The organism is Thermococcus sp. 4557, from assembly GCF_000221185.1.
GTDB lineage: Archaea > Methanobacteriota_B > Thermococci > Thermococcales > Thermococcaceae > Thermococcus.
The window spans coordinates 689,606-711,377 of sequence record NC_015865.1 but is presented as its reverse complement, the minus strand read 5'-3'; the positions used below and the strand labels follow the sequence as shown (position 1 = coordinate 711,377).

General features: G+C 51.9%; 21 protein-coding genes, 2 tRNA genes and 1 CRISPR repeat array. Of the genes, 8 read left to right on the top strand and 15 right to left on the bottom strand.

The window, feature by feature from the left end; genetic code table 11:
• The first annotated feature begins 11 nt into the window (after window positions 1-11).
• Window positions 12-611, top strand: coding sequence for an RNA ligase partner protein (locus GQS_RS03675; protein ID WP_014012325.1), 600 nt, complete (start codon window positions 12-14; stop codon window positions 609-611).
• Between the two features lie 26 nt (window positions 612-637).
• A tRNA-Thr gene (locus GQS_RS03670) sits at window positions 638-714 on the top strand.
• A gap of 537 nt (window positions 715-1,251) precedes the next feature.
• Here GQS_RS03670 and GQS_RS03665 read toward each other — a convergent pair.
• A tRNA-Pro gene (locus GQS_RS03665) sits at window positions 1,252-1,329 on the bottom strand.
• A 171-nt stretch (window positions 1,330-1,500) separates the two neighbouring features.
• On the opposite strand from GQS_RS03665, the gene GQS_RS03660 reads away from it, so the two are divergent.
• Entirely contained in the window at window positions 1,501-3,660 is a 2,160-nt protein-coding gene (locus GQS_RS03660) for a DNA topoisomerase I (RefSeq protein WP_014012324.1), read from the top strand.
• On the opposite strand, the gene GQS_RS03655 is transcribed toward GQS_RS03660, so the two are convergent.
• Genes GQS_RS03655 through GQS_RS03645 form a run of 3 tightly spaced genes read right to left on the bottom strand, consistent with a single transcriptional unit; the run spans window position 3,661 to window position 5,745 of the window.
• A complete protein-coding gene (locus GQS_RS03655; protein ID WP_014012323.1) occupies window positions 3,661-4,851 on the bottom strand; it encodes an NAD(P)/FAD-dependent oxidoreductase in 1,191 nt (396 codons plus the stop codon).
• Window positions 4,848-5,051: a DUF362 domain-containing protein gene (locus GQS_RS03650; RefSeq protein ID WP_014012322.1), complete on the bottom strand. Its 204-nt coding sequence runs from the start codon at window positions 5,049-5,051 to the stop codon at window positions 4,848-4,850. The genes GQS_RS03655 and GQS_RS03650 overlap by 4 nt, the downstream gene beginning before the upstream one ends.
• A complete protein-coding gene (locus tag GQS_RS03645; protein WP_014012321.1) occupies window positions 5,035-5,745 on the bottom strand; it encodes a helix-turn-helix domain-containing protein in 711 nt (236 codons plus the stop codon). The genes GQS_RS03650 and GQS_RS03645 overlap by 17 nt, the downstream gene beginning before the upstream one ends.
• Before the next feature lie 136 nt (window positions 5,746-5,881).
• On the opposite strand from GQS_RS03645, the gene GQS_RS03640 reads away from it, so the two are divergent.
• The 3 genes from GQS_RS03640 (at window position 5,882) to cas2 (ending at window position 10,227) form a co-directional block, all read left to right on the top strand.
• Entirely contained in the window at window positions 5,882-6,562 is a 681-nt protein-coding gene (locus GQS_RS03640) for a thioredoxin family protein (RefSeq protein WP_014012320.1), read from the top strand.
• A gap of 162 nt (window positions 6,563-6,724) precedes the next feature.
• Window positions 6,725-7,657 (top strand): hypothetical protein, encoded by a 933-nt coding sequence (locus tag GQS_RS03635; protein ID WP_014012319.1) that lies wholly within the window; start codon window positions 6,725-6,727, stop codon window positions 7,655-7,657.
• 14 nt (window positions 7,658-7,671) lie between these two features.
• Window positions 7,672-9,449: a CRISPR direct-repeat array (repeat unit 30 nt; unit sequence CTTTCAATTCTCCTAGAGTCTTATTGCAAC).
• A 520-nt stretch (window positions 9,450-9,969) separates the two neighbouring features.
• On the top strand, window positions 9,970-10,227 hold the full coding sequence (gene cas2 / locus GQS_RS03630) for a CRISPR-associated endonuclease Cas2 (RefSeq protein ID WP_014012318.1): 258 nt from the start codon (window positions 9,970-9,972) through the stop codon (window positions 10,225-10,227).
• Here the strand turns inward: cas2 and GQS_RS03625 are convergent.
• The 10 genes from GQS_RS03625 to GQS_RS03580 all read right to left on the bottom strand — a co-directional run bounded on the left by GQS_RS03625 (window position 10,220) and on the right by GQS_RS03580 (window position 19,444).
• Window positions 10,220-10,885, bottom strand: a complete 666-nt coding sequence (locus GQS_RS03625) for a nuclease (protein ID WP_014012317.1) — start codon at window positions 10,883-10,885, stop codon at window positions 10,220-10,222. The two genes, cas2 and GQS_RS03625, sit on opposite strands and share 8 nt — an antisense overlap.
• Window positions 10,886-10,894: 9 nt before the next feature.
• On the bottom strand, window positions 10,895-11,875 hold the full coding sequence (gene cas1b, locus GQS_RS03620) for a type I-B CRISPR-associated endonuclease Cas1b (protein ID WP_014012316.1): 981 nt from the start codon (window positions 11,873-11,875) through the stop codon (window positions 10,895-10,897).
• A gap of 9 nt (window positions 11,876-11,884) precedes the next feature.
• Window positions 11,885-12,397: a CRISPR-associated protein Cas4 gene (cas4, locus tag GQS_RS03615; RefSeq protein WP_014012315.1), complete on the bottom strand. Its 513-nt coding sequence runs from the start codon at window positions 12,395-12,397 to the stop codon at window positions 11,885-11,887.
• A 24-nt stretch (window positions 12,398-12,421) separates the two neighbouring features.
• Window positions 12,422-13,093, bottom strand: a complete 672-nt coding sequence (cas5, locus tag GQS_RS03610; RefSeq protein WP_014012314.1) for a CRISPR-associated protein Cas5 — start codon at window positions 13,091-13,093, stop codon at window positions 12,422-12,424.
• Window positions 13,094-14,050 (bottom strand): DevR family CRISPR-associated autoregulator, encoded by a 957-nt coding sequence (locus GQS_RS03605; RefSeq protein WP_014012313.1) that lies wholly within the window; start codon window positions 14,048-14,050, stop codon window positions 13,094-13,096. It lies immediately after the preceding gene.
• Window positions 14,043-14,393 (bottom strand): hypothetical protein, encoded by a 351-nt coding sequence (locus GQS_RS03600; RefSeq protein ID WP_014012312.1) that lies wholly within the window; start codon window positions 14,391-14,393, stop codon window positions 14,043-14,045. The genes GQS_RS03605 and GQS_RS03600 overlap by 8 nt, the downstream gene beginning before the upstream one ends.
• A complete protein-coding gene (locus tag GQS_RS03595; protein WP_014012311.1) occupies window positions 14,377-15,480 on the bottom strand; it encodes a hypothetical protein in 1,104 nt (367 codons plus the stop codon). Before GQS_RS03595 ends, GQS_RS03600 begins: the two co-directional genes overlap by 17 nt.
• Window positions 15,452-17,758: a CRISPR-associated helicase/endonuclease Cas3 gene (locus GQS_RS03590; RefSeq protein ID WP_014012310.1), complete on the bottom strand. Its 2,307-nt coding sequence runs from the start codon at window positions 17,756-17,758 to the stop codon at window positions 15,452-15,454. Before GQS_RS03590 ends, GQS_RS03595 begins: the two co-directional genes overlap by 29 nt.
• Window positions 17,718-18,479, bottom strand: a complete 762-nt coding sequence (gene cas6, locus GQS_RS03585) for a CRISPR-associated endoribonuclease Cas6 (RefSeq protein ID WP_014012309.1) — start codon at window positions 18,477-18,479, stop codon at window positions 17,718-17,720. Before cas6 ends, GQS_RS03590 begins: the two co-directional genes overlap by 41 nt.
• Before the next feature lie 266 nt (window positions 18,480-18,745).
• Window positions 18,746-19,444, bottom strand: a complete 699-nt coding sequence (locus tag GQS_RS03580) for an acetate--CoA ligase family protein (RefSeq protein ID WP_014012308.1) — start codon at window positions 19,442-19,444, stop codon at window positions 18,746-18,748.
• Between the two features lie 154 nt (window positions 19,445-19,598).
• Here GQS_RS03580 and GQS_RS03575 point away from each other — a divergent pair, with 154 nt between their 5' ends.
• Window positions 19,599-20,903 carry a DUF4139 domain-containing protein gene (locus GQS_RS03575; RefSeq protein ID WP_014012307.1) on the top strand — a complete coding sequence of 435 codons (1,305 nt, stop codon included), beginning with the start codon at window positions 19,599-19,601 and terminating at the stop codon, window positions 20,901-20,903.
• Between the two features lie 2 nt (window positions 20,904-20,905).
• On the opposite strand, the gene GQS_RS03570 is transcribed toward GQS_RS03575, so the two are convergent.
• The gene (locus tag GQS_RS03570) at window positions 20,906-21,139 is read right to left on the bottom strand and encodes a hypothetical protein (RefSeq protein ID WP_014012306.1); all 234 of its coding nucleotides are present in this window, start codon (window positions 21,137-21,139) and stop codon (window positions 20,906-20,908) included.
• A gap of 93 nt (window positions 21,140-21,232) precedes the next feature.
• Between GQS_RS03570 and GQS_RS03565 the strand changes: the two genes are divergently transcribed.
• Window positions 21,233-21,763 carry an SWIM zinc finger domain-containing protein gene (locus GQS_RS03565; protein ID WP_014012305.1) on the top strand — a complete coding sequence of 177 codons (531 nt, stop codon included), beginning with the start codon at window positions 21,233-21,235 and terminating at the stop codon, window positions 21,761-21,763.
• Window positions 21,764-21,772: the final 9 nt, after the last annotated feature.

Here is a 21,772-nt window from a genome sequence, read left to right as displayed (position 1 = left end):
GTAGCGTGGCAATGCGGTTCGTCCTCGATACGAGCATCTTCGTCAACCCCGAGATACGGGGAAAGTTCGGCGACAGTCCGACCGAGGCGATGCGTGCTTTTCTGGACTATGCCGAGAAGCTCTTCGGTAGAATAGAGTTCTACATGCCCCCGGGCATCTACAGGGAGGTCATGCATTTCGTCGATGAGGAGGAGCTCCTTCCAGAGGTCGAGCTGTACATAATCAAAAAGCCCCCGAACGTTCACGACATCAAAATTCCTGCCTTTGTGGTCTACGAGCTGATAGACGACATCCGGCGCAGGATCGACAAGGGACTCCGCGTCGCCGAGAAGGCGGTGAGGGAGGGGGTCATCGAGACCGATAACGTGGACAGGATAATCCAGAAACTCCGCAGAAACTACCGCAAAGCCCTCCGCGAGGGTATAGTGGACAGTAAGGAGGACTTTGAGCTGATCCTTCTCGCAAAGGAGCTCGATGCAACCATAGTTTCCGCCGACGTCGGCATACTCACCTGGGCGCAGAAGATGGGCATCAAGTGGATAGACGCCGCCAACTTCAGGGAGGTCCTTGAGGGTCTGGTGGACAAGCTGGGGGAAGGGAAAAATTTATAAAGCCTCGGCTGCATCGTATCATCGACGCCCCGGTGGCTCAGCCTGGTGGAGCGGCCGCTTGGTAAGCGGCAGGCCGCGGGTTCAAACCCCGCCCGGGGCTCCACAACGAAAGACAAGGGGGCTCCGCCCCCTTATCTCTCTGTACTCTCAAACCCCAGGAGTGGGGTTTCACCCCACAACCCCGCTTTTTCTCTAAAAACCTGGGAAACTACGTTTCCCCACCTTCCTTATTCCTTAATCCTCCGGGGGGCTAACGCCCCCACACCCCCAGAAACTTTGTACCACCTAAAGCCCCTAGAAAAACTTGATCAGCAGACGTCTTTCCATTAACGCTGAAACTTTGCCCTGCAAAGTTTCCTGTACTCTTAAACTCACGAAATAGCTACACCCTATATCCTATCTGTTTCTTCCAGATTGGCGGAAATCCGGGCGTACGCTCTGAAATTTGCCCGTGAGGGGGGTTTAGCTTTAAAACAGGCTATTACTCAGGTTTCACTCTTATTCTGGCGTCCGGAGGACGCCTTGAGCGAGTGAAACGCTATTGGATTAGCAATTGGGGAGTAAACCACTTAGAAGACAAGCGTTTTTAGAATCGTACGCCATCTTTCCGTCAACGCTTTGCGCCAGCAAAGGGTTGTCATGGTGGGGCCGCCGGGATTCGAACCCGGGTCACGGGCTCCCAAAGCCCGCAGGATGGACCAGGCTACCCTACGGCCCCGCCCGCGGTAGGTGCATCGGGGGGTTCCTTATTAAGCTTTTCGCTGAAGTTCCACCAAAAGTCTGCAGTCTCTCAAGGGAGGTATTCGGTGGGATCTTGGACATTCGTTTTCCAGAAGCTTGCTCCGCAGGATTTTTATAATCCACCCACCTATCGCCTCAAGGTGTCGTCATGGTCACGCTCATCATAGCCGAGAAGCCCAACGTTGCCCGTAAAATCGCCTATGCGTTAGCGGAAGGCAAACCCGTGAGAAAAACGATAGGGAAGGTAGGTTACTACGAGTTCACCCGCGACGGAAAGAGGATAATCGTCGCTCCCGCCGTGGGCCACCTCTTTTCCCTCGCCCCCAAAGTGAAGACCTACGGCTACCCCATCTTCGACATCGAGTGGGTACCTGTCTATGTCGCTGAAAAGGGCAAGAGCTACGCGAAGGACTACATCAAGGCGTTAGCCACGCTCGCAAAGCGGGCGGACGAGTTCGTGGTAGCCTGCGACTACGACACGGAGGGTGAGGTGATAGGCTACACGGCCCTCAAGTACGCCTGCGGCATTGACCCCTCCAGGGCGAAGAGGATGAAGTTCTCAGCGCTCACCAAAAAGGACCTCCTCAAAGCATGGTACAACCTTGAGCCGACGATAAACTTCGGGATGGCGGACGCAGGAATAGCGCGCCACGTCCTCGACTGGTACTGGGGCGTGAACCTGTCGAGGGCCCTTACATCAGCCATAAAGCGCGCCAGCGGCAAGTGGCAGGTTCTCTCCACCGGCCGCGTTCAGGGGCCGACGCTTAAGTTTCTGGTTGACAGAGAGAAGGAGATTCAGAACTTCAAGCCCACACCGTACTGGGTCATAAAGATGCTCCTCGAGAAGAACGGGGAGCAGTACACGGCGGTCTATGAGAAGGAGCGCATACTCGATGAGGATGAGGCGAAGCGCATCGTCGAGGAGGCTAAGAAGGGCCCGGCCTTCGTCGAGAAGGTCGAGGTCAAGCAGCAGAAGAGGAATCCGCCGGTGCCCTTCGACCTCGGAACCCTGCAGAGGGAGGCCTATTCTGCCTTTGGATACAGCCCGAAGAAGACTTTAGAGCTCGCACAGAAGCTGTATGAGCGGGGATTAACGAGCTATCCAAGGACAAGCTCACAGAAGCTCCCCAAGAACCTCAACTTCCGTCCCATTCTCCAGAACCTCGCCAAGTTACCTGAGTACAAGCCCTTCGCCCACGAGCTCCTGGGCAAAGAGCGACTCAAGCCAGTTGAGGGCAAGAAGGAAGACCCCGCCCATCCGGCAATCTACCCAACCGGCGAACTGCCAAAGCCCGGCGACCTCACGAAGGATGAGCAGAACCTCTACGACCTCATCGTCAGGAGGTTCTTGGCCCTCTTCATGGAGCCGGCCGTCAGGGAGATAATGAAGGTCGTAATAAACTCCAACTCCCACCGCTTCATCCTGGGTGGAGCGAGGACCGTGAAGGAGGGCTGGCTGAAGGTCTACGGCAAGTACGTCAAGTTCGATGAGGTGATCCTCCCGGCGTTTAAGGAGGGCGAGCCGGTCAAGGTCATCCAGATAAAGCGCGAGAAGAAGAAGACGAAGCCCCCCGCGCGCTATTCGCCCGCGGCGGTTATCAAGAGGATGGAGGACCTTGGCATAGGAACCAAGGCCACCCGCGCCCAGATTCTGGAGACCCTCTACAGCCGCGGCTACATCGAGGGCAAGCGGAAGATAAAGGTCACTCCCCTCGGCATGCGCGTCGTTGAGGCCCTGGAGAAGAACGTGCCCGACATAGTGAGCGTCGAGCTGACGAAGGCCTTCGAGGAGAAGATGGCGGAGATTATGGCCGGGAAGGCTGACAGAGAAGATGTCATCGAGGAGAGCAAGAACCAGCTCATCAAAATCCTCAAGGTTTTCAAGGAGAAGGAGCTCGACATCGGAAAGATGCTCATGGAGACTACTGGAACCGGTGCGACCACCTCAAAAACCGCCGCCAGAAAAGCCGGCGCCGTGAAGGAGCTCAGCGGGGAAGAGGAGAAGGCGGTTAAAAAGGCCGTTGATGGGGGAGAGCGGAGGAAGGAGCCCCTCGTGCTAGGCAAGTGCCCCAAGTGCGGCGGCGACCTCGTGGTGCGCTATAACAGGAAGACCGGGAAGAGGTTCGTCGGCTGCTCCAACTGGCCGAAGTGCAACGTCACCTACCCGCTCCTCCAGCGCGGTGAGATAATCCCGACGGACAAAACCTGCTGCGGCGGCGCGCCGGTGGTTAAGATACGCGAGAAGGGCCGCGAGTACGAGATATGCGTTGACATGAACTGCAGGGATTGGAAGAAGGGGAAGAAGTAGTCAGAGAAGCTCCCTGAGGAGCTTTATTCTCCTCGGGCTGAGGATGACCTTTGGGTGCTTGAGGAGCGCCCTGATGACCTCTCCGTAGTCGCCGCCCGCTATCTTCTCCGCGTCTGCTCCGCTGAGTATCTGGATGAAAAGGTCCAGGTCCTCGTCGCTGAGCTTCTCCGTGACCTTCCTGACCTTGAGGACTTTCTGGAGTCTCTTTCCGTCGGTTTCCCACCATTCGGTCGTGTAGTTCCTGAGCAGTCCGGGGTTCTCCTCCTCGAGGGCCCTGACTATCCACTTGCTCGCTATCGTCCCGGCCTCCATTGCCTCGGCCATTCCGCCGCCGTGCATCGGGTTTACCTGCCTGGCGGCATCACCGACGACGAGGACGTTGTCCTTCGCCAGCTCCTTGACGAAGCCGCCGACCGGGACAACGCCGACGTTCACCTCGAGAATCTTCTTGGCAGGGACCTTGTTTTCCCTCAGCCACTTGTCGAGGTAGTACTTGGCGGTCTGCGGGTTGTCGGAGTTTATTCCTATGCCGACGTTGGCCCTGTCCTCGTCCTTCGGGAAGACCCAGACGTAGCCCCTCGGGGCAACCTCGTTGCCGAACCAGAGGTGTATCAGGTCGGGGTCGTAGCCCTCGATGAGCATCTCGTACTCGTAGCTGGAATCGAACTCGTGCGGGGGAGCGTAGGTGTTTATGCCCGCCTTCCTCGCTATGGTGCTCTCCACGCCGTCCGCCGCGACTATGATGTCGGCATGAATCTCAACCGTCTCGTCCTCGTGCTTGGCCTTGATGCCGGCTATCCTCCCGTCCTTCCTGATGACGTCCAGAGCCTCGGTTCTGGCGAGGACGTCGGCACCGGCCTTCGCCGCGTAGTATGCCAGCATCTTGTCGAAGACCTTTCTCTCAAGGATAACACCGCTGACGTCCTTGTACCTCATCTCAAGCTCGTAACCGCTCGGTGAGTAGAGTTTGGCTCCGTAAATCTTACGGTTGATAAATCGCTTGTCATAGGGGATGTCATACTTCTCGAAGACCTTTATGCTTATGCCCTCGGCGCACTGTTTGGGCGTGCCGATGGCGGACTTCTTATCGATGAGCAGAACCGAGTATCCTGACTTGGCAACGTTCCTCGCCACTATCGGCCCGGCGATTCCGGCGCCGACAACGACGACGTCGTATTTCATCTCCTTCATTCGCTCACCTCCAGGGGTTCGGCGCTGAGCGCTCCAACTGGACAGGCGCTGATGCATATCCTGCAGCTTATGCACTTGTCCTGGAGGAACTCCCAGCCGCTGGAGTGCACTTCGATTGCAAGGGTGGGGCAGACGCCGGCGCAGCCCCCGCAGAGGTAGCACCGGTCCTCGTTCACGATGACTTTAATCCTCTCTGGCATCGCTTTCACCGCCAAGTTTTTGTTTGAGCCTTTCTTCGTCAATTTTAATGGTGCCGTCTTTTATTATTAACGGTACGAACCTGTCCAGCTCCTGGGCCTTGACCAGAACCTCCCTCTCCTTGAGGTTAAGTCTGTCGCTGAGCTCGTCAACGGTGGCCTCTCCGACGAGGAGGATGTAGTGCAGTATCGCGAGCTGGGTCATATCGCCGATCTCCTTGAGGTAGCGCTCCTTTATCTGCCTCATGAGCACCTCGCGCCTGCTCTCGACAGCCTGGAGGGCCTTGAGAACCTTTTCAAGCTCCGAAGTCAGCTCGTGGAAGGAGTGGACCATGCCCAGGAGCGAGTCGTGCTCCCTGGGAATACGGGACAGGTCTATCTTAGTTTTCTCCAGGGACTCTCCCCCCAGGTCGAGCCCGCGGTACCAGAACAGGTTTGGCGTAACCGTGGCAACGTACGTCTTTGAGATGGCTATGTCGTAGTATTTCCTGGCCGGGCCGATGAACGGGCCCTCCCTCTCGTAGGACTTCAATATTCCCTCGCGCTCCATGATTTTAAGGTGCTTTGCAACAGCTGTTGAAGAAACGCTAACCTTGCTGCTCAGGAAGCTGAAGTAACATTCGGTGCAGGTGAGGTGGCTGAGCAGATCGCGCCTCACCTTGTTCCCCAGGATGTAAAAGATGTCCGGTTCAGTCATGACCCACACCACCCAAATCTGTGACGCAAAGCTTATATAGTGAACATTCAACCTTAGGTTGCAAACCTGGAGATTAAACTCCACGTGGTATTGTGCTCAAAACGTTATAAACCTTTAGCTATGGAGGTGTTTGGAAATGGGACTGATTAGCGACGCTGATAAGAAGGTCATCAAGGAGGAGTTCTTTTCCAAGATGACGAACCCCGTTAAGATTATCGGATTCACGGGCAAGGAGCACTGCCAGTACTGCGACCAGCTCAAGGGGCTGGTTCAGGAGCTCAGCGAGCTCACCGACAAGCTCACCTACGAGTTCCACGACTTCGACACCGAGGAGGGCAGGAAGATAGCCGAGCAGTACAGGATCGACCGCGCCCCGGCCATCACGCTCACCCAGGACGGCAAGGACATGGGCGTCAGGTTCTTCGGCCTTCCGGCCGGCCACGAGTTCGGCGCCTTCCTCGAGAGCATCGTCGATGTCAGCAACGCGACCACAGACCTGATGCCGGAGAGCAAGGAGGAGCTGGCCAAGGTTGACAGGGATGTCAGGATACTCGTCTTCGTCACCCCGACCTGCCCGTACTGCCCGCTCGCCGTCAGGATGGCCCACAAGTTCGCCATCGAGAACACCAACGCCGGCAAGGGCAAGATACTCGGCGACATGGTCGAGGCCATCGAGTACCCCGAGTGGGCCGACAAGTACAGCGTCATGGCCGTGCCGAAGATCGTCATCATAGTCGACGGCGAGGACAAGGTTCAGTTCGAGGGTGCCTACCCCGAGAAGATGTTCATGGAGAAGCTCCTCGCGGCCCTCGAGTGAGGGTCCCGTTCTTTTCTCCGTTTTGGCCCGTATTTTGTACCACCCTTCTGGATTCCCTCCGTGATGTTTTTTCATCTTCGTGTCAATGTGCACCGCTCAGCGGGTGCGGCTTCGCACGGAAAAGTTATAAATCCCCCCACCCAGCCCATACCGGGGGAGCCAATGGGAGTGAGAATCGGCGGTGTGAACGTTCATTTCAGCGGGGAACTTGACGATGGCTTTGATAGGGCTTTCAATGGAGTTTTTGCGCGGCGCTATCTTCCTGATGTCGAGGAGAGCTCAGGGGAGCCTCACGTCGTGGTGGAGCGCTTTAAGGGCGACGAGTTCAGGGTCTTCAGTGCGGTCTACGACCACATGGGGCGCGACGAGTACAAGATAGAATCACGCGTTCCGTCCGCCTACGGAAACGAGGCGCCCATCTTCTTCATACTCCAGGCGTCCGCGAGGGCCGCGGCCAGGGCCGGAAGGATGTTCATAACGGACTCCGTGGGCGTCATGGCATCCAACGGAAAGGCTGTGCTCTTCGTTGGTTATCCCCACACGGGGAAGAGCACCATGTCTGTTCTTGCGATGGCCAAAGGTCTGCCGGTCCTCAGCACGGAGAACACCGTCGTTGAGGTTCGCGACGGAAAGCTCTACATCGTCGGCGGAACGGAGGTCCTTGTCTACGACCCCAGGGTGGAGGGCATCTACGGCATTGAGGTGCCCTACGATGAACAGACGAGAAGCGGCTACAGGATAACGGACCTCAGAAAGGACGCCGGCAGGAAGAGGCTTCTGGAGCGCGGCGTCGAGATCGACATGATAGTCCTCCTTCACGCGGCGTTCAACTGCATGGAGGCAAGCTTCTCCACGATAAAGGGCAGGAAGGTCAGGAAAACGCTCTGGTACTTCTCAACGGCCCTCATGAAGGGCCTCGACTACTACGAACCCTCACCCCTCCACGTCCCCATGAGCGACGAGATAAGCAAAAACCTTCGGCTGTTCCTCGAAACCACCTCCGAGAACTACTCCGGCAGAATGTTCGAGGCCTTCGGAAACCACAAGGCGGTTTTCGAAAGGGTCTTCGAGATGGAGCTTGCGCAGAGGGAGTAGATTCTGGTTCTTCGTTTTCAATTCTCTTAGGGTCTTATTGCAACCGTCATCACCGTGGTGGGGTTGAAAGGAGCCGCGGCTACTTTCAATTCTCCTAGAGTCTTATTGCAACTTAACCGTGTGGGGCGCAGGTCAGAATTGGTGGATTTTCACTTTCAATTCTCCTAGAGTCTTATTGCAACCTATTGACGAATACGACGCTGGCGACATTAGAGTCTACCTTTCAATTCTCCTAGAGTCTTATTGCAACCCGGATACCAAATGACGGCCCCGCCCGTGATAAACAACTTTCAATTCTCCTAGAGTCTTATTGCAACCACGAACCTCACGGGCGAGCACACCCTTATCGATGCACTTTCAATTCTCCTAGAGTCTTATTGCAACGAAGATCAAACTGGTAGTTCTTCAGCGAGGGAGTCGCTTTCAATTCTCCTAGAGTCTTATTGCAACCCGGGGCGATGCTCGCGACGATTTTCTCGACGATGTTCTTTCAATTCTCCTAGAGTCTTATTGCAACTGCCACGTCATACTCGTTGAAATAGACGTTCTCCTCGCTTTCAATTCTCCTAGAGTCTTATTGCAACCAAGGTCGGCTTCACGGACGGTGGAGGTGGTCAGAACTTTCAATTCTCCTAGAGTCTTATTGCAACCTATGTCCTCGTCCGTGGCGTGGCCGTTCTCAAGTGCTTTCAATTCTCCTAGAGTCTTATTGCAACGGTCCTCCAACGATAAATAACCCCAGCATCAACCAACCTTTCAATTCTCCTAGAGTCTTATTGCAACCGCCGGTGATGAACGCCCCAATTGTGAGGCCGTCGTTCTTTCAATTCTCCTAGAGTCTTATTGCAACGAGAAGGAGGCTTTAAAGGTCGTAGAGAGGATAAAAACTTTCAATTCTCCTAGAGTCTTATTGCAACTCTCAATATCACGAATGTCATACCCAGTATCTGCTAACTTTCAATTCTCCTAGAGTCTTATTGCAACGGTAAAGGAACCCCTTGGGGGTCAGTTTCACCTTAGTGCTTTCAATTCTCCTAGAGTCTTATTGCAACTTTTTGCGGTTCTTTTTAAAGTGTGGAAATAATTCACTTTCAATTCTCCTAGAGTCTTATTGCAACGTTCGCCTGGCTAACGAGATATGGGACGACTACTTCAACTTTCAATTCTCCTAGAGTCTTATTGCAACTGGGGAAATGACTTATATCTTCAGGAAGTTCAGGTTACTTTCAATTCTCCTAGAGTCTTATTGCAACCTTCTCGACGTGCTCTGGCCTCTCAACGAGAAAACTGCTTTCAATTCTCCTAGAGTCTTATTGCAACGGGTGAGTAAGGGGTTTTATTTTTCCACTGGAGATTACTTTCAATTCTCCTAGAGTCTTATTGCAACCAGCCGCTTGTACAGCCTGGGGTGGTACTTCGCGAAGTCTTTCAATTCTCCTAGAGTCTTATTGCAACCCACCCGAAAAAGTCCCTGACGACTTTTTCCACGTCCTCTTTCAATTCTCCTAGAGTCTTATTGCAACATACGCAGAGATGAAACAGGGGGGAGTGGTCCCTCTGCTTTCAATTCTCCTAGAGTCTTATTGCAACATGGAGATACGGCAGGATGGGACCACGTTTAAGGTCATCCTTTCAATTCTCCTAGAGTCTTATTGCAACAACAACCGCGATTGTTACAGCGGAAGCTAACAAAGCGCTTTCAATTCTCCTAGAGTCTTATTGCAACAAAGAGTACTGAAAACCCACACGGAGGTGGTCGTAACTTTCAATTCTCCTAGAGTCTTATTGCAACAGGGCGGCTTTTACTTTCTTTTGCCCTGTAAAGAAATAAAACGCGTTTATTTTTATAAGCCTTTCTTTGGAGGGGTTTTTGGGAAACCCGTTGGAACCATCAATTCGGGCTTTCTCCCCTGAGATCTGAGGCCTTTGGGGAAAGATTCGGGCACGTTCGTATGGTTCGCGCCCATTCACTGTGGGTTCCCGCGCCTTTTTCTCGCTCTATTTGTCCAAATCTGGACTTATACTCCTTCAATAGGCCAAGCAACTCATTTCCCTGGAGTGTGGCCTATTTCTGGCCCCACCATGCCGTTTCTGCCGTTTCTGAAAAAATTTCGTTACATTGGAAGAAAATTTAGTAACGGAACGTGATATGATAACGCCTGGTTATTTAAGACTTCCCCTGCCTTCATCGGGCCCAATTTTTGAATATCCATCTTGAACGCCCGTTTTCACTGAATTTCGGGGGTTTGAATGTGATACCACACTATCGCAACCCCTAAAAGCTCCGGTTCTCTAGTCTCTGTGGTGGTGCCATGTACGTGGTTATCGTCTACGACGTGGCCGTCGGGAGGGTGAATAGGGTCAAGAAGTTCCTGCGCCAGCACCTTCACTGGGTTCAGAACAGCGTCTTCGAGGGGGAGGTGACCCGGGCTGAGTACGAGAGGATTAAGACCACCCTCCGGGAAATCATAGATGAGGACGAGGATTCAATCGTTATATACAAACTCCGCTCCATGCCTCGGAGGGAAGTGATGGGAATAGAAAAGAACCCGATGGAGGATGTCATTTAGACTCCGCGGCATCACATATCGGCCTAAAGATGCACTCCTCGCATTCGCCCTTCCAGCGCGGCTTTATCCACTTCGGAAACCCGCCTGCTTCGAGTTGCTTCACACCGTTAATGACAATTCTGGCCCGTCCCAGCATCTTTTGGAACTGGTCTTCATCCCTTTTGACCTCGAACGGCTTGAAGTTCATCCCGTTCTTGTCAAAGACGTAGATGTAGCCCCTTTCCTTTCCGGCCATGTTAAGGTACGTGTTTAGCTGCTCAACGGCGAGCTTGGGAGGTTCTTTCATCTCTTCGGGGCCCCTTGGACTCTCATCGTCTCCCGCAGCAAATCCCCTGAACTTGAATTCCAGAAGGTAGTCCCCCTTAACGGCATCTACCCGTCCTACGAGCTTCCAGCCTTCATCCAGGGGATATTCAACCGGCACCTCGAACTCTATGTCGTCCCCGCTCACGGCGTTTCCCAGCCATTCGTGCAGGATACTGCCGACGAGCATCTCCCCGGTTCTTTCGTATCTGAATGTTCCTAGATACACCGAGAGCGCCGCCTTTCGAAGACAGAAACTCAGGGAGGTTACCCATATCTTCCGCTCCGGCGTCTTTCCGGCTATCGCGTTCCGGATTCTCTCGTTGAACTCCTCAATTTCTCCCGGGTAGTTCATGTTACCACCTCAGAACCATGCCACCAGCGGCTCGTACCGACCGCTTCCAACGAAATGACGCATGAGCTTGTAAGCTTCGAGCCTTATTAACCTCTGCTTCGTGACGTTCGTTTTGAGGTTCGGGTGCCTCACGCTCCGCCGCATCTCCTCGTTGTAGGCCTCCACCACTTTCTTTGTCCCCTCCTTCGTGAGCAGAACCCCGTTAAGCTCTTCCCTGAAGTGCTCCTTCCTAATAATCCCCTGCTTCACGAGCCTGTTGGCTATCCTATCGGCTATAATCGGTTTGAATATCTCGCTCAGGTCGAGGGCCAGTGAAAAGCGCCTTTCGCCCGGTTCGTGGAGGTAGCTGACGGTGGGGACGAGCTGGGTGTTGTACAGCTCGCTCACGATCGTCGCGTAGAGCCTCGAGTTGAGGAAGCTTATCAGGGCGTTCATCTCGTTCTCCGGCGGTCTGCGCGTTCTCTTCACTATCTTGAAGCCATCCGGCAGGTGTTCGTCCCAGCGGGCGTAGTACTCCTGCCTTATCCGAGCCTCGACGTTCATGACCTCTGTTATTTTTCGGGCATCCTCGAGCTCCTTAAACAGCTCCCCCAGCATATCGGAGAAGCCGTCGGCGACCTTCCAGCGCCTCAGGTTCTTCTCCATGTTGAGGGCAGACCCCTTGACGAAGAGCCTCGCCAGCTCAAGGCGCTTCTCCCGGTCGAGGTAGTGCTCGGCCTGCTTGATGACGAGGTCCCCGGAGTGGAGCTTCTCTTTGGGGTAAAAGCTCCCGTCGTAGTAGCCGTAGTGGTTGAAGAAGTGCACGGCTATACCCTTCTGGGCGAGGAAGTGGAGCGCCTGGGAGGTTATGTTCACGTGGCCGTAGATGTAGATGTCGTAAACACCCTCAACGGCGAGGGGCTTTCTGCCGCGCTCGTTCTCGAAGTAGAGGGTGTTTTCCCTTCGGAAAAGCGTTCCATCGGAGAGCAGGGTTATGGAGCGCTTTCTCATACCACCACCTCAAACCCAACAGAGCTCACGATAGGCACATTTCTTGCACTTCTTCGATTTAACTGGCTCCGGTGGCGATGGGAGTGATTTTATCCGTTCGACTTCTTTTATCGCCCATTCAATCTCCTCTTCCCTTCCGTCGAGAACAACTTCCCTGGTCTCGTTGAGCTTGGGGTAGTGGAGAACCGCTTTGGCCTTAATGCCGAACTTTTTGAGGTAATAGAGATAGTACAGCGCCTGCATCTCGTGGGCTTTCTCCATGCTCTTGCTCAGCTTGACCTCGTGAACCTCAATGATGTCGCCTCTTCGGATGAAATCGATCTTTATTGAGCCGATTTGTATTTCCTTCTCCTCACCGCCGTACCGTTGCTCGTGGAGGAATCTGCCGAGGTCGACCCATTCGCTCTCCTGCTCCATCGTGATGCCCTTCGAGAAATACCACAGCTTCGTCGGGCAGATGAAGAGGTAGTTGATTTCCGTACCGGTGATGAGGAGGTCCGTGAGGGGGTATTCAGGGGGCATTAATAACCCTCCAACCAGAACAAATTAAGAAATGGAAAGAATTTTCCAATTGCTACCCTCTACTGGTCTCCTGGAAAGTTTTAGTGGGTAGTATTTGGTTTCATAGGGTTTTCCACGATTCTTCGAGGAATATGGATTTATCTGCTCAAAAGTGGCCTTTGAAGAAAAGTCTTTTACTGGATAGATGTGTGAACCCGGTGGGACTTCAGAGATTGCAACCGGAAATATCACCCCTTGAGGAAGCTCGTTAGTGAGTTCAACACTTTTTATGTATGCTAATGAATCGCTTGTACCAAGGTATCTTATGTGCCTTGCATAGTGCTTTACTTTTTCCATTGCTTCATCGGGTATTCCCAAGTAAACTTCTATATCCCCAGAGAAGTGTATGTACTCTCTGACTCCAAAGCTCTCCTGGAAACCTCCCTGGTCTTTCTTTTTCTTAAGTCTCTTCACGAAGACGCTATTTACTGTTATCCTCTCTGGGGGCTTTATTCCAACCTCTGCGTCCCGGATATAACCAAATATCTTTTTTCCCTCACTAACTTTCCCGCTTATCCTTATAGCTGTTGAGATTATTGCTAGCTTTATAGTAGATGGGGCTATCAGCGGTAGTGCCAGTGCGTATTGGGATGAATATTCTGGGATCCTGTAGGAGTAGAAGGAAGGAAAGTGAACGACTAGCTTAAGCCACTTCATTCACTCTCCCCCGAATGTCATTTGGTACGGCTCTGCATTCACCAATATCCTGAGCTTCTCCACGAAGTCCGCTACACCCTTGAACTTCACAACCTGAACACCATCCAAAGCGTTCGTAATCTTCTCAATCTCGCTGATGTACTCGTCCTTTAGCGGTGAGATTATGGGCACTGGCATTGGCTCGGTCGAGTAAACTATAACACCCTCAAAATCAACGACGTGAGGCAACCTCGTGGTTGTCATGGCTCCCTCAGGCCTTGTGAACATAAGCTGATAGGCCCTAAGTGCGAGCTGGTAGCGTTCCTTTCTGCGATTTCCATCGTAGGTATACACGTCCTGCTTTGCCTCATTGAGACCTATACGCCAAGGCTGGAAGACGGTAACTATTGCATACCTGCCAGTTCTTGTTGGCCTGTGGTATATCATCTGGGTTCCACCTTCTCTGCCTTCTTCACTCTCCTGTCTCTTGCCTTTTTCGCCCAAAGCGTGTCTCGCATGAAGGTGTATATCCCTGTAAACCTCTGGGATTCCCAGAGCCCATCCGAACTCAACGGTGGACTTCCTTGAAACCGTTGGCTTTTCAACCATAAACCCGTGAACATCACAGATATCACAAGTTTTCAATGCATCTTCAATGACTTTTGGCTCGTCCCCCTTAGAGTATTTCCCAGTCTTACTAACAACGTAGTTGAATCTCTCTGGATGGAGCGTTCTACAAGCTTCACATAGATGGTTTTTGTCATCAAGAAGCCACATTAGCTCAGCGTGTATGTGCTTGAGCATTTCCCCTGAGATGCCGTCGGTGGTTACCGCCTTTCCGGTGTTTGGCTCTATTATCTTGACACTTCTCGGCTCAACGACGTTTCCGACGTTCCCTTCGTTATTGAGGCTGTGGAGCTCCCAAAGGGCCCTACCGAGTATGGCAATCTCAAAAACTTTTGTCTTTTCTTCACTCATTCTCCTCACCTCCTTTAACAAGGGCATAGCTTATGAGTGCAGAACGAACGAGCTTGACCCCATATTCGTCAACAAGTTTCACCAGCTCTTCCAAGTCTTTTTCACTTACTCTTCTTAAGTTATGTTTCCTTGCTATGGTCTCATATCTTCTGAGGAGTCTCTTTATGACGTCAACAAAGTCCTCACTTTTTTCAACGTACTCTAGCTCAACTAAAGAGGAATAGTCTGGAGACCACTTTTCTTTTTTTGTTTTGTTGTCAATTGGTGGTCTAATCATGTTTCTTAGTACTCTCCCAAAGTTCCTAACTGCTTCGTTCTCAAACAACTTAGCTAATTCCGACATTCTTCAACACCTCCAAAAGGGGATCCGCGTCATAAGCACCGAATTTTATTGAGTTTGACCTCAACTCGTTTCTTAAGTGAAGCCGGATGTAGGAGTAGTAATTCTCCAAAGTTGGTTCAGCCATGAACTTAGATAACGCCATGGCAATGTCTTCGTAGCCTTTTCTGTCACTACGTCTGAGTATGTTTCTCCAAAAAGATAAGACTTCAGAGGGAACTTTGCTTACTAACTCTAACGGGAATCTTCCTGTGGAATAGGGCTTATCTTTTGCTTGAGGGGACTTTGCCATGACCCCGTAGATTAGTGAGGGAACAAGTGTCGGTTCTTCTAAGAAGGAGCTCCGTTTTGCCATCTCCATCTCGACCGCTATATACGCTAATGTCGGGAACAGGCCTGCCTTGTGGGAGTTTGCTAACGCTTTTCTTAATTCATTGGTTATAGCCCTTGTTGTAATGAACTCAACATCAACTTTACCAGGGAGGGGATAAACAATGTATGTATATGTAGTGCTACCCGAATGATGAAAAGAATATACCGACGCATTTAAGGCACCTAGAATGGCTAAGTACAGCTGATCCTTATTTTCTGGGGGCAATTCAAGGCCTTTTTCTGTCAATGTTGAGGGTATGGTAGCTCTTATCCCTTTCCCTGCCCCCAATTCCAAAGACTGTGGTAGACTTAGTGCTTTTTCTTTCTTTTTTGGCTTCTTTTTTCCTTTTGTTGATGAGTTAAATACCCATGCTATGTTCTCAATGTTTGAGTGTTTTTCAAGAATTCCCTTAACGTTTTTTGGGTCTTTAAAAAAGTTCTTAACTTCTTGCTTTAGCTTATTCTTTATATTGGACGTCTTAAGGACGTACTCCCAGTATTGGCCACTAGGAGAATCTTGAGAGGGCAGATACCTTTGTATTTCCTCGGTGTTTCCTATGTTAAGTTCTTCCCCGACTGTTATTTTGTATGCGAATCCAATATCCTCCACTGTAACATCTGACTCATCAGATAGGGCATATGCAACAATACCTAACCCATATGCCCTAGCAATATCAAAAAAATTAAACTCAGTTTTTGGAATAAAGTATTCTCTCATATTCACCCCCTCCTGTCGCGATCCAATCTGATATACGCAAAAGTTTTGAGACTAAACCGTAAAATCTATATTGAGCGTTTTTCTTTTGAATATCTGGAATTTGAGAATAAGCAATGGGTAATTTTCCACCATCAGATTTTTCTTGAACTCTTGTAATGTCCACATCAAGGTCAATACTATCAATAACTTTGAGAATTTGAGATGTCCATGAGTCAACCAACTTGAATTTAGAAAACTCTCGTGCTCCTGGAGAATGATGATGAGCTATTGATAGATAGAGTGCTCTTGCAATCTTTTTCTCAATATTTGAAAATAGTAATTTCTCAAGGGCCTTAGCCGAGACGGTTGCATGCGGTGGCAACTTGCCTTTCTTCTCAAATCCGTGGGCTATTGGCTCTTCCCCGAGTCTCCAGCCCGCTTTTTTCTGCCAGTAGATGTTCAACTTTCCAAGGTCGTGCAAAGCGACGCTCAGTTCTACCCAACTAATCAGCTCTTTCTTAGAAACACCAAAATATTTGGCAAATGCTCTAATTGGATAGTCGTAGCGTGGAAGCATATACACTCTTAGGACATCGAGGGCTTTTCTCGAATGTTCTACCCAGCTTTCCTTTCTCATTCTGCCTTCTCCAACCACATTGATTACGTTGTCTCTTTCCTCGAACTCAAACCTCTTGATGCCCCCCTCACAATCAAAGAGCAGTCCCAGCTCCGGCGAATAGCTAATGCCCGTTATTATATAGAACTCAAACGGCATTATCTCGTTCTTATCTGAGACAGGAACAAAGGTGTATCTACTTTCGTATTCATCAATGATAAAGTTCTCTTCCACCCTGTAGATTCCCCCTCCAACTTCCATAATTTGGTCGAATTTACCTTTAAGAACTCTGAAATCAACCCGAAGGCGCTTGAGCTTCCAGGCATCGTCAGGATTCAGATTACTTACGTCGTTGTAGATTGCAACATCAACTGAATACGCCTCTCTAACGTTCTCTTCAACATAGGATCTCTTACCTTCATAAACTGCCCTTGCAAGGCCTCCCAGTCGCTCATAAAATTTGTATGGATCCAGATAGCCCTCAAACGGTTTTGAGAGAACTCTCTCAACAAGTTCTATCTCCGTCTGCCAATCAAGTAGTTCAACACCCTTTAGAGCATCGATAGTGGATTCAACGAGTTCCCTAGAGTAAGGGGCATAGGGATTTCCCGCTTTTTTCTCGACGTTATATACTATAATTTCGCCTTTACCTCCCCATCTAGCAACTCTTCCAGCTCTCTGGATGAGAGAATCAATAGGAGAGACCTCAGTTAGGAGTTTCGCTGAAGATATATCCATTCCTACTTCAATAACCTGTGTTGATATCAGTATAGCTTCATTAGCGGAGCTTCCCTTCCCAAAGATTTCCCTGACTTTTGCCTCTTTCTGGGATCTATCTTCCTCCAGGAAGCGAGAGTGGATTAAAATTACCGGCCTGTCAGCGTTGGCCTTCAATTCCCGATAAAGTTGCTGGGCTTTCCCGACCGTATTGACGACGACAATGAGATTATCAACGTCTTCCGCTTGTCTTTCTATTTCCTTTGCTGTGAGGCAGGTTTCATTAAATAAGGGCTCCGTATTGAGTTCAACTTTCCTTCTTGCCCTTGCTTCTATTTCCTTTTCATCTTCTACATCTATTATCTCAACTTTCCCACCCTTTTTCTCGGCTAAAGCTTTCACTCGCTCCATAAAGTTTCTGGGTAGGGTTGCTGACATCATAACAAATGGAATACCTAACTTCGCACTCTCAATGCTCATGGCGACTGAAGTTAGAAGTCCCTTCTCAGGGTGAAGGGTATGAACCTCATCAAAAACAAGCATCGCAGAACCTGCTGTCCCTAGAAATATGTTTCCCCATCTTTTCGGCATGCTCAGGGGAACGCTTAGGTAAGCTCCAGCTGTTTGATCAATGGTTGCTACAATCACGTCTTCCTCAAAGAGTGAGCTCTCAGGCCTTTTGCCATGATGAACTGCCACCCGAAGCTTCTTATAGGAAGTGTATCGCCTCGCTCTTTCTCCTATGCTCTCTACGAGCGTTCTGTTGGGAAGTGAATAAATCATTTGGGATGGTAAGTTCTCATTAATCTGGAAAATGAAGGGGATGAGAACCATCTCACTCTTCCCTGAGCCTGTAGGAGCACGAACTATGAGGGAGCTCCCTTCAATTAAATTTTCCATTGCCTCCCGTTGAAAGGTGTAGGGATTAAACCCTGTTGCCTTTCGAAAGTCCTCTCTTGCCCCCATCAACCTTCACCATCCCAAACCCGATCGAGTTCTTCTCCCCGAAGCCGGCCATGTAGCCCGCCCTCAGGAGCCCCTCGTCGCCCTTTGCCCGGAAGACGAGATGCCACGCCACTTGGAAGATACCGGGCTTTACCTCGAAGCGTTTGGGCTTGGCGTTGAGCACCTTCATATCGAAATCTTCCGGCGGCCTCTCGGCGTATATCGCGAGGTACTTCTCCCGAAGGTTCTCGCGTATCAGTTCGTAGAATTCCGGCTCCGAGGGGCTGAGGTCGTAGCTCCTGGGCTTGCCGAGCTGAACCCTCTTCGTCGTTGCCGCTATCGGCGAAAGCGTCACGAACTTCCTCCCGCTCAGCCTCTCGGGTTCCGCCAGAGCCTTGACCTCCTCCACCATGAACCTCTCGCCCCAGAGCTCGACCTCCGGCCCCTGGAGCAGGCCGGTGATGAACGCCTCCGCTACCTCCGGAACTGCTGTTGAGAAGTAGAAGAAACCGTGGCCGTGGCCGAGCAGAGCGCTTCTGTCATCCGCGAGCTTTCGCTTCTCTGCCATGAACAGTGAAAACGTGAAGAGCTTCGGTATCTTCGGCGAGTGAAGACGGAGGCTCAGATCGGGGTTTACCCGTTGAATCCTGCGGTAAATCAGCCCCTGCAGCATGTGCTGGTGGTTGAAGGGTATTCGAAACGGTTCATTCTCCGGGCGGAGTCTTATTAGGAACCTGACCATTTCCCTCCCCCATACAGAGCAGCGTATGGCAAAAAGAGTACGTTCTTTGCCCTTATAAGGTTTTTCCATGGTTTGGAGTACTATGAGAACTGTGCATAACGTTTCAAAGGATGAAAAGAAGGGTGGTAAATTATTCTGTCCGGGCTTTATAAATCAGCATCTGGTGAGTTCATCACGTGTCAATTTGTATAACCACCATTATAATAACCACGATTATACTTGGGATACCTGCAAACTCAGAATAGGATAGAAAAGGGCCAAAGCCCTCAGAGGAGCATCCTGGCGTCGACGGCAACGGCGCTGTCCTCGTAGGCGAAGATCGGGTTGATGTCGAGCTCCTTGATCTCCGGAAGCTCGAGGGCGAGCTCGCCGACCTTGGTGATTATCTCGGCGAGGGCCTCGATGTTCACCGGCTTCTCGCCACGGGCTCCGGCGAGGATCGGGTAGGCCTTGATCTCCTTGATCATGTCGAGGGCCTCGTCCTTGGTTATCGGGGCAACGCGGAAGCTGACGTCCTTGAGGATCTCGACGAAGATTCCACCGAGACCGAACATGATGGCCGGGCCGAACTGCGGGTCGCGGATCATACCGACGATGACCTCCTTGCCGAGCGGGAGCATCCTGTAAACGATGACGCCCCAGAGGTCGGCGTCCGGCTTGTAGTTCTTGGCGTTCTCCATGATGGTCTTGAAGGCCTGCCTGGCCTCCTCGTCGCTCTTGATGTTGACCTTAACACCGCCGGCGTCGCTCTTGTGGATGATCTGCGGAGAAACGATCTTCATGACGACCGGGTAGCCAATCTCCCTGGCGAACTGAACGGCCTCCTCCTCGTTGGTGGCGACCTTGAAGTCCGGAACGGGGACGCCGTAGAGCTTGAGTATCTCCTTCGCCTCAGGCTCGACGAGCGGCCTGTTTTCGGCCTTGGCCTTCTCGATGATTGCCCTAGCCTTTTCAACCCTGTCCATACCAATCACCTCATCAGCTTGACAGTTCTCAATCCGACCGGGCAGTTAAAAGGGTTTCCATTCGTCAACCTATCGTTTCTTTCGTTTCGGCTCGGTTTGAAGCGATGAGGGGGGTATAAATACTCCGCCGCCGAATATAATACAGGTGATTCTTATGAGAAAGAAGGCGATAGCTGCAGTGGGTGGAATTGCACTTATAATCCTGGCGGTTTTCTCGTTCCAGGGGGAGAAGGCGGCGGCGAGCGAGGCCACCGTCGTTCTCTACAACTCCGCGAAGATTGGGGTTGTGGAGAAGGTCATGGAGGTCGAGCTGGATGAGGGAATGAACGACGTGCCCCTGGAGGAGCTGGCCGGGCTCGACATAGCGGAAGTTACGATAAGACCTCTTGACGGTGGAGTACACGTCCTCGGGGTCTTCAGCAAAGGCTCAACCGGGGACGTTTACAGCGCCAACGTCGGAAGCGAGGTTGAAGTAAAGCTCAGGAGCGGCGACACCGTTACTGGTAAGTTCCTTGGATTCAAGAACGGAAAGATAGCCATCGAGGGCGACGGCTACTACCTCATAAACCCGAGTGAGGTCGTGTACTTCAAGGCCAAAAACCTCGGCGGGCAGGCGAGCGTCTACGCGGTTCTTCAGGCGGAGGAGGCCGGAAAGTACAACGTGAGCATCGTCTACCGCGTCTCCAACATGAGCTGGGAGAGCAGGTACAAGCTCTACATCGGCGATAACGCGAAGCTCTACGGCTACATCGTCCTCAACAACCCGACCGCCCAGGAATTCAAGGACGCGAAGGTTCTCCTGGTTGCCGGCGACGTCCAGCTGTATCAGAACGTTCCCCAGCCGAGGGTTCTCTACGCCATGGCCGAGAAGGGAACGGACCAGGTCAACGTCGGCCAGCCGGAGAAGATAGAGGCGTTCTACCTCTACAAGCTCGGCGTCGTTGACCTGAACCCCGCGAGCAAGATGATGTATCCCTACATCAACTTCGAAGTCCCCTTTGAGAGGGAATACCTCTACGAGAGCTGGCCGTACGGGGGAGAGGGGGCCGTCTACGAGTCGATATCGTTCAAGACGGAGAAGGTTCTCCCCGCGGGAATCGTTGAGATATACCGGGAGACCGACGACGGGTCTCTCCTCATCGGCGAGAGGGCCATCGAGCATACCCCCAAAGGCGAGATGCTGAGGATAGGCATCGGCAGGGACTACGACCTCAAAGGCACAACTACCGTGCTCGATCAGAGGAACGGCGAGGGCTACACGTACTACAAGATAAAGATAACCCTCGAGAACTTCGGGAACGAGACCAAGACCGTCGTGGTCAGGCACCACAAGTGGGGCAAGCTGCTGACTTCGAGCGTCCAGCCGATCGAAGAGACCGCCAACTACATCGACTTCAGGGTGACCCTGAAGCCCGGGGAAAAGAAGGAGATAGTCTTCGACTACGAGAACCGGTATTGAGGTCAGCTCTTCCGAAGGGTTATCTCGAATATGTTTTCTCCTTTTGTTATGCCCAGCACGAGGCTCTTGTCGTAGTCGACGAACTTGGTGTTCACGACGGCGTAGCCCTCCCCTTTGAGGAACTCCGCTATCTTTAGACCCAGGTCGCCGAAGAACTCCGCCGCCATCGTGGCCATGCTCGGCTCTTTTATGCCCAGCTCGTCGTGATAGCACCTGGCCAGCTCAAAAACATCCATGGTCACCACCGGTTATAGTATGCTCCCGGAGGATAAAACGCTTTCGTCCGAAAGGCTTAAAGCAACCCCGGTCAAGCGGTGAGAGTGAGAGCCATGGACGAGAAGACCCTCAGGAAGGGCGAGCGCTACTACAGGGCGGGAAAGGTCCTGTGGGTCGTCAAGTACGGTGACAGGCTCTTTTCCAAGGTCCTGGGCACTTACCCGTACTACGTGGAGCTGAACCTTTCGACGGGAGAAAACACCTGCACCTGCCCTCTGGGCGGTGACTGCAAGCATGTTGCGGCCGTTATGAAGGCCCACGAGAACGGGTTCTACTTTGAGGCCTTCGACCGTCACGCCGATCTCTTCCCTGAAGCGGTTGCGATGGAGTTCCTTGCGGAGGTTCCGGAGCTGGCCCTCGACGTCACCATTAAGGAGCTCCGTTTTGCCCTCAGCACCGACGAGAGCGGGAGTGAAGTTGCGAGGCTTTTCAGGCGGGCACTTAGGCTTGTGGGCATGACCGGGAAAAGGGAAGCCCTGCACTTCCTTGAAGAGGTGATTGAGGAATACCGGCACGTTTTCAGCGACTATGAGCTGGCGCTGAGGCTCGAGAACGAACTGAGGGAGCTTGAGACGGCCCTCTAAAAAAGCCTT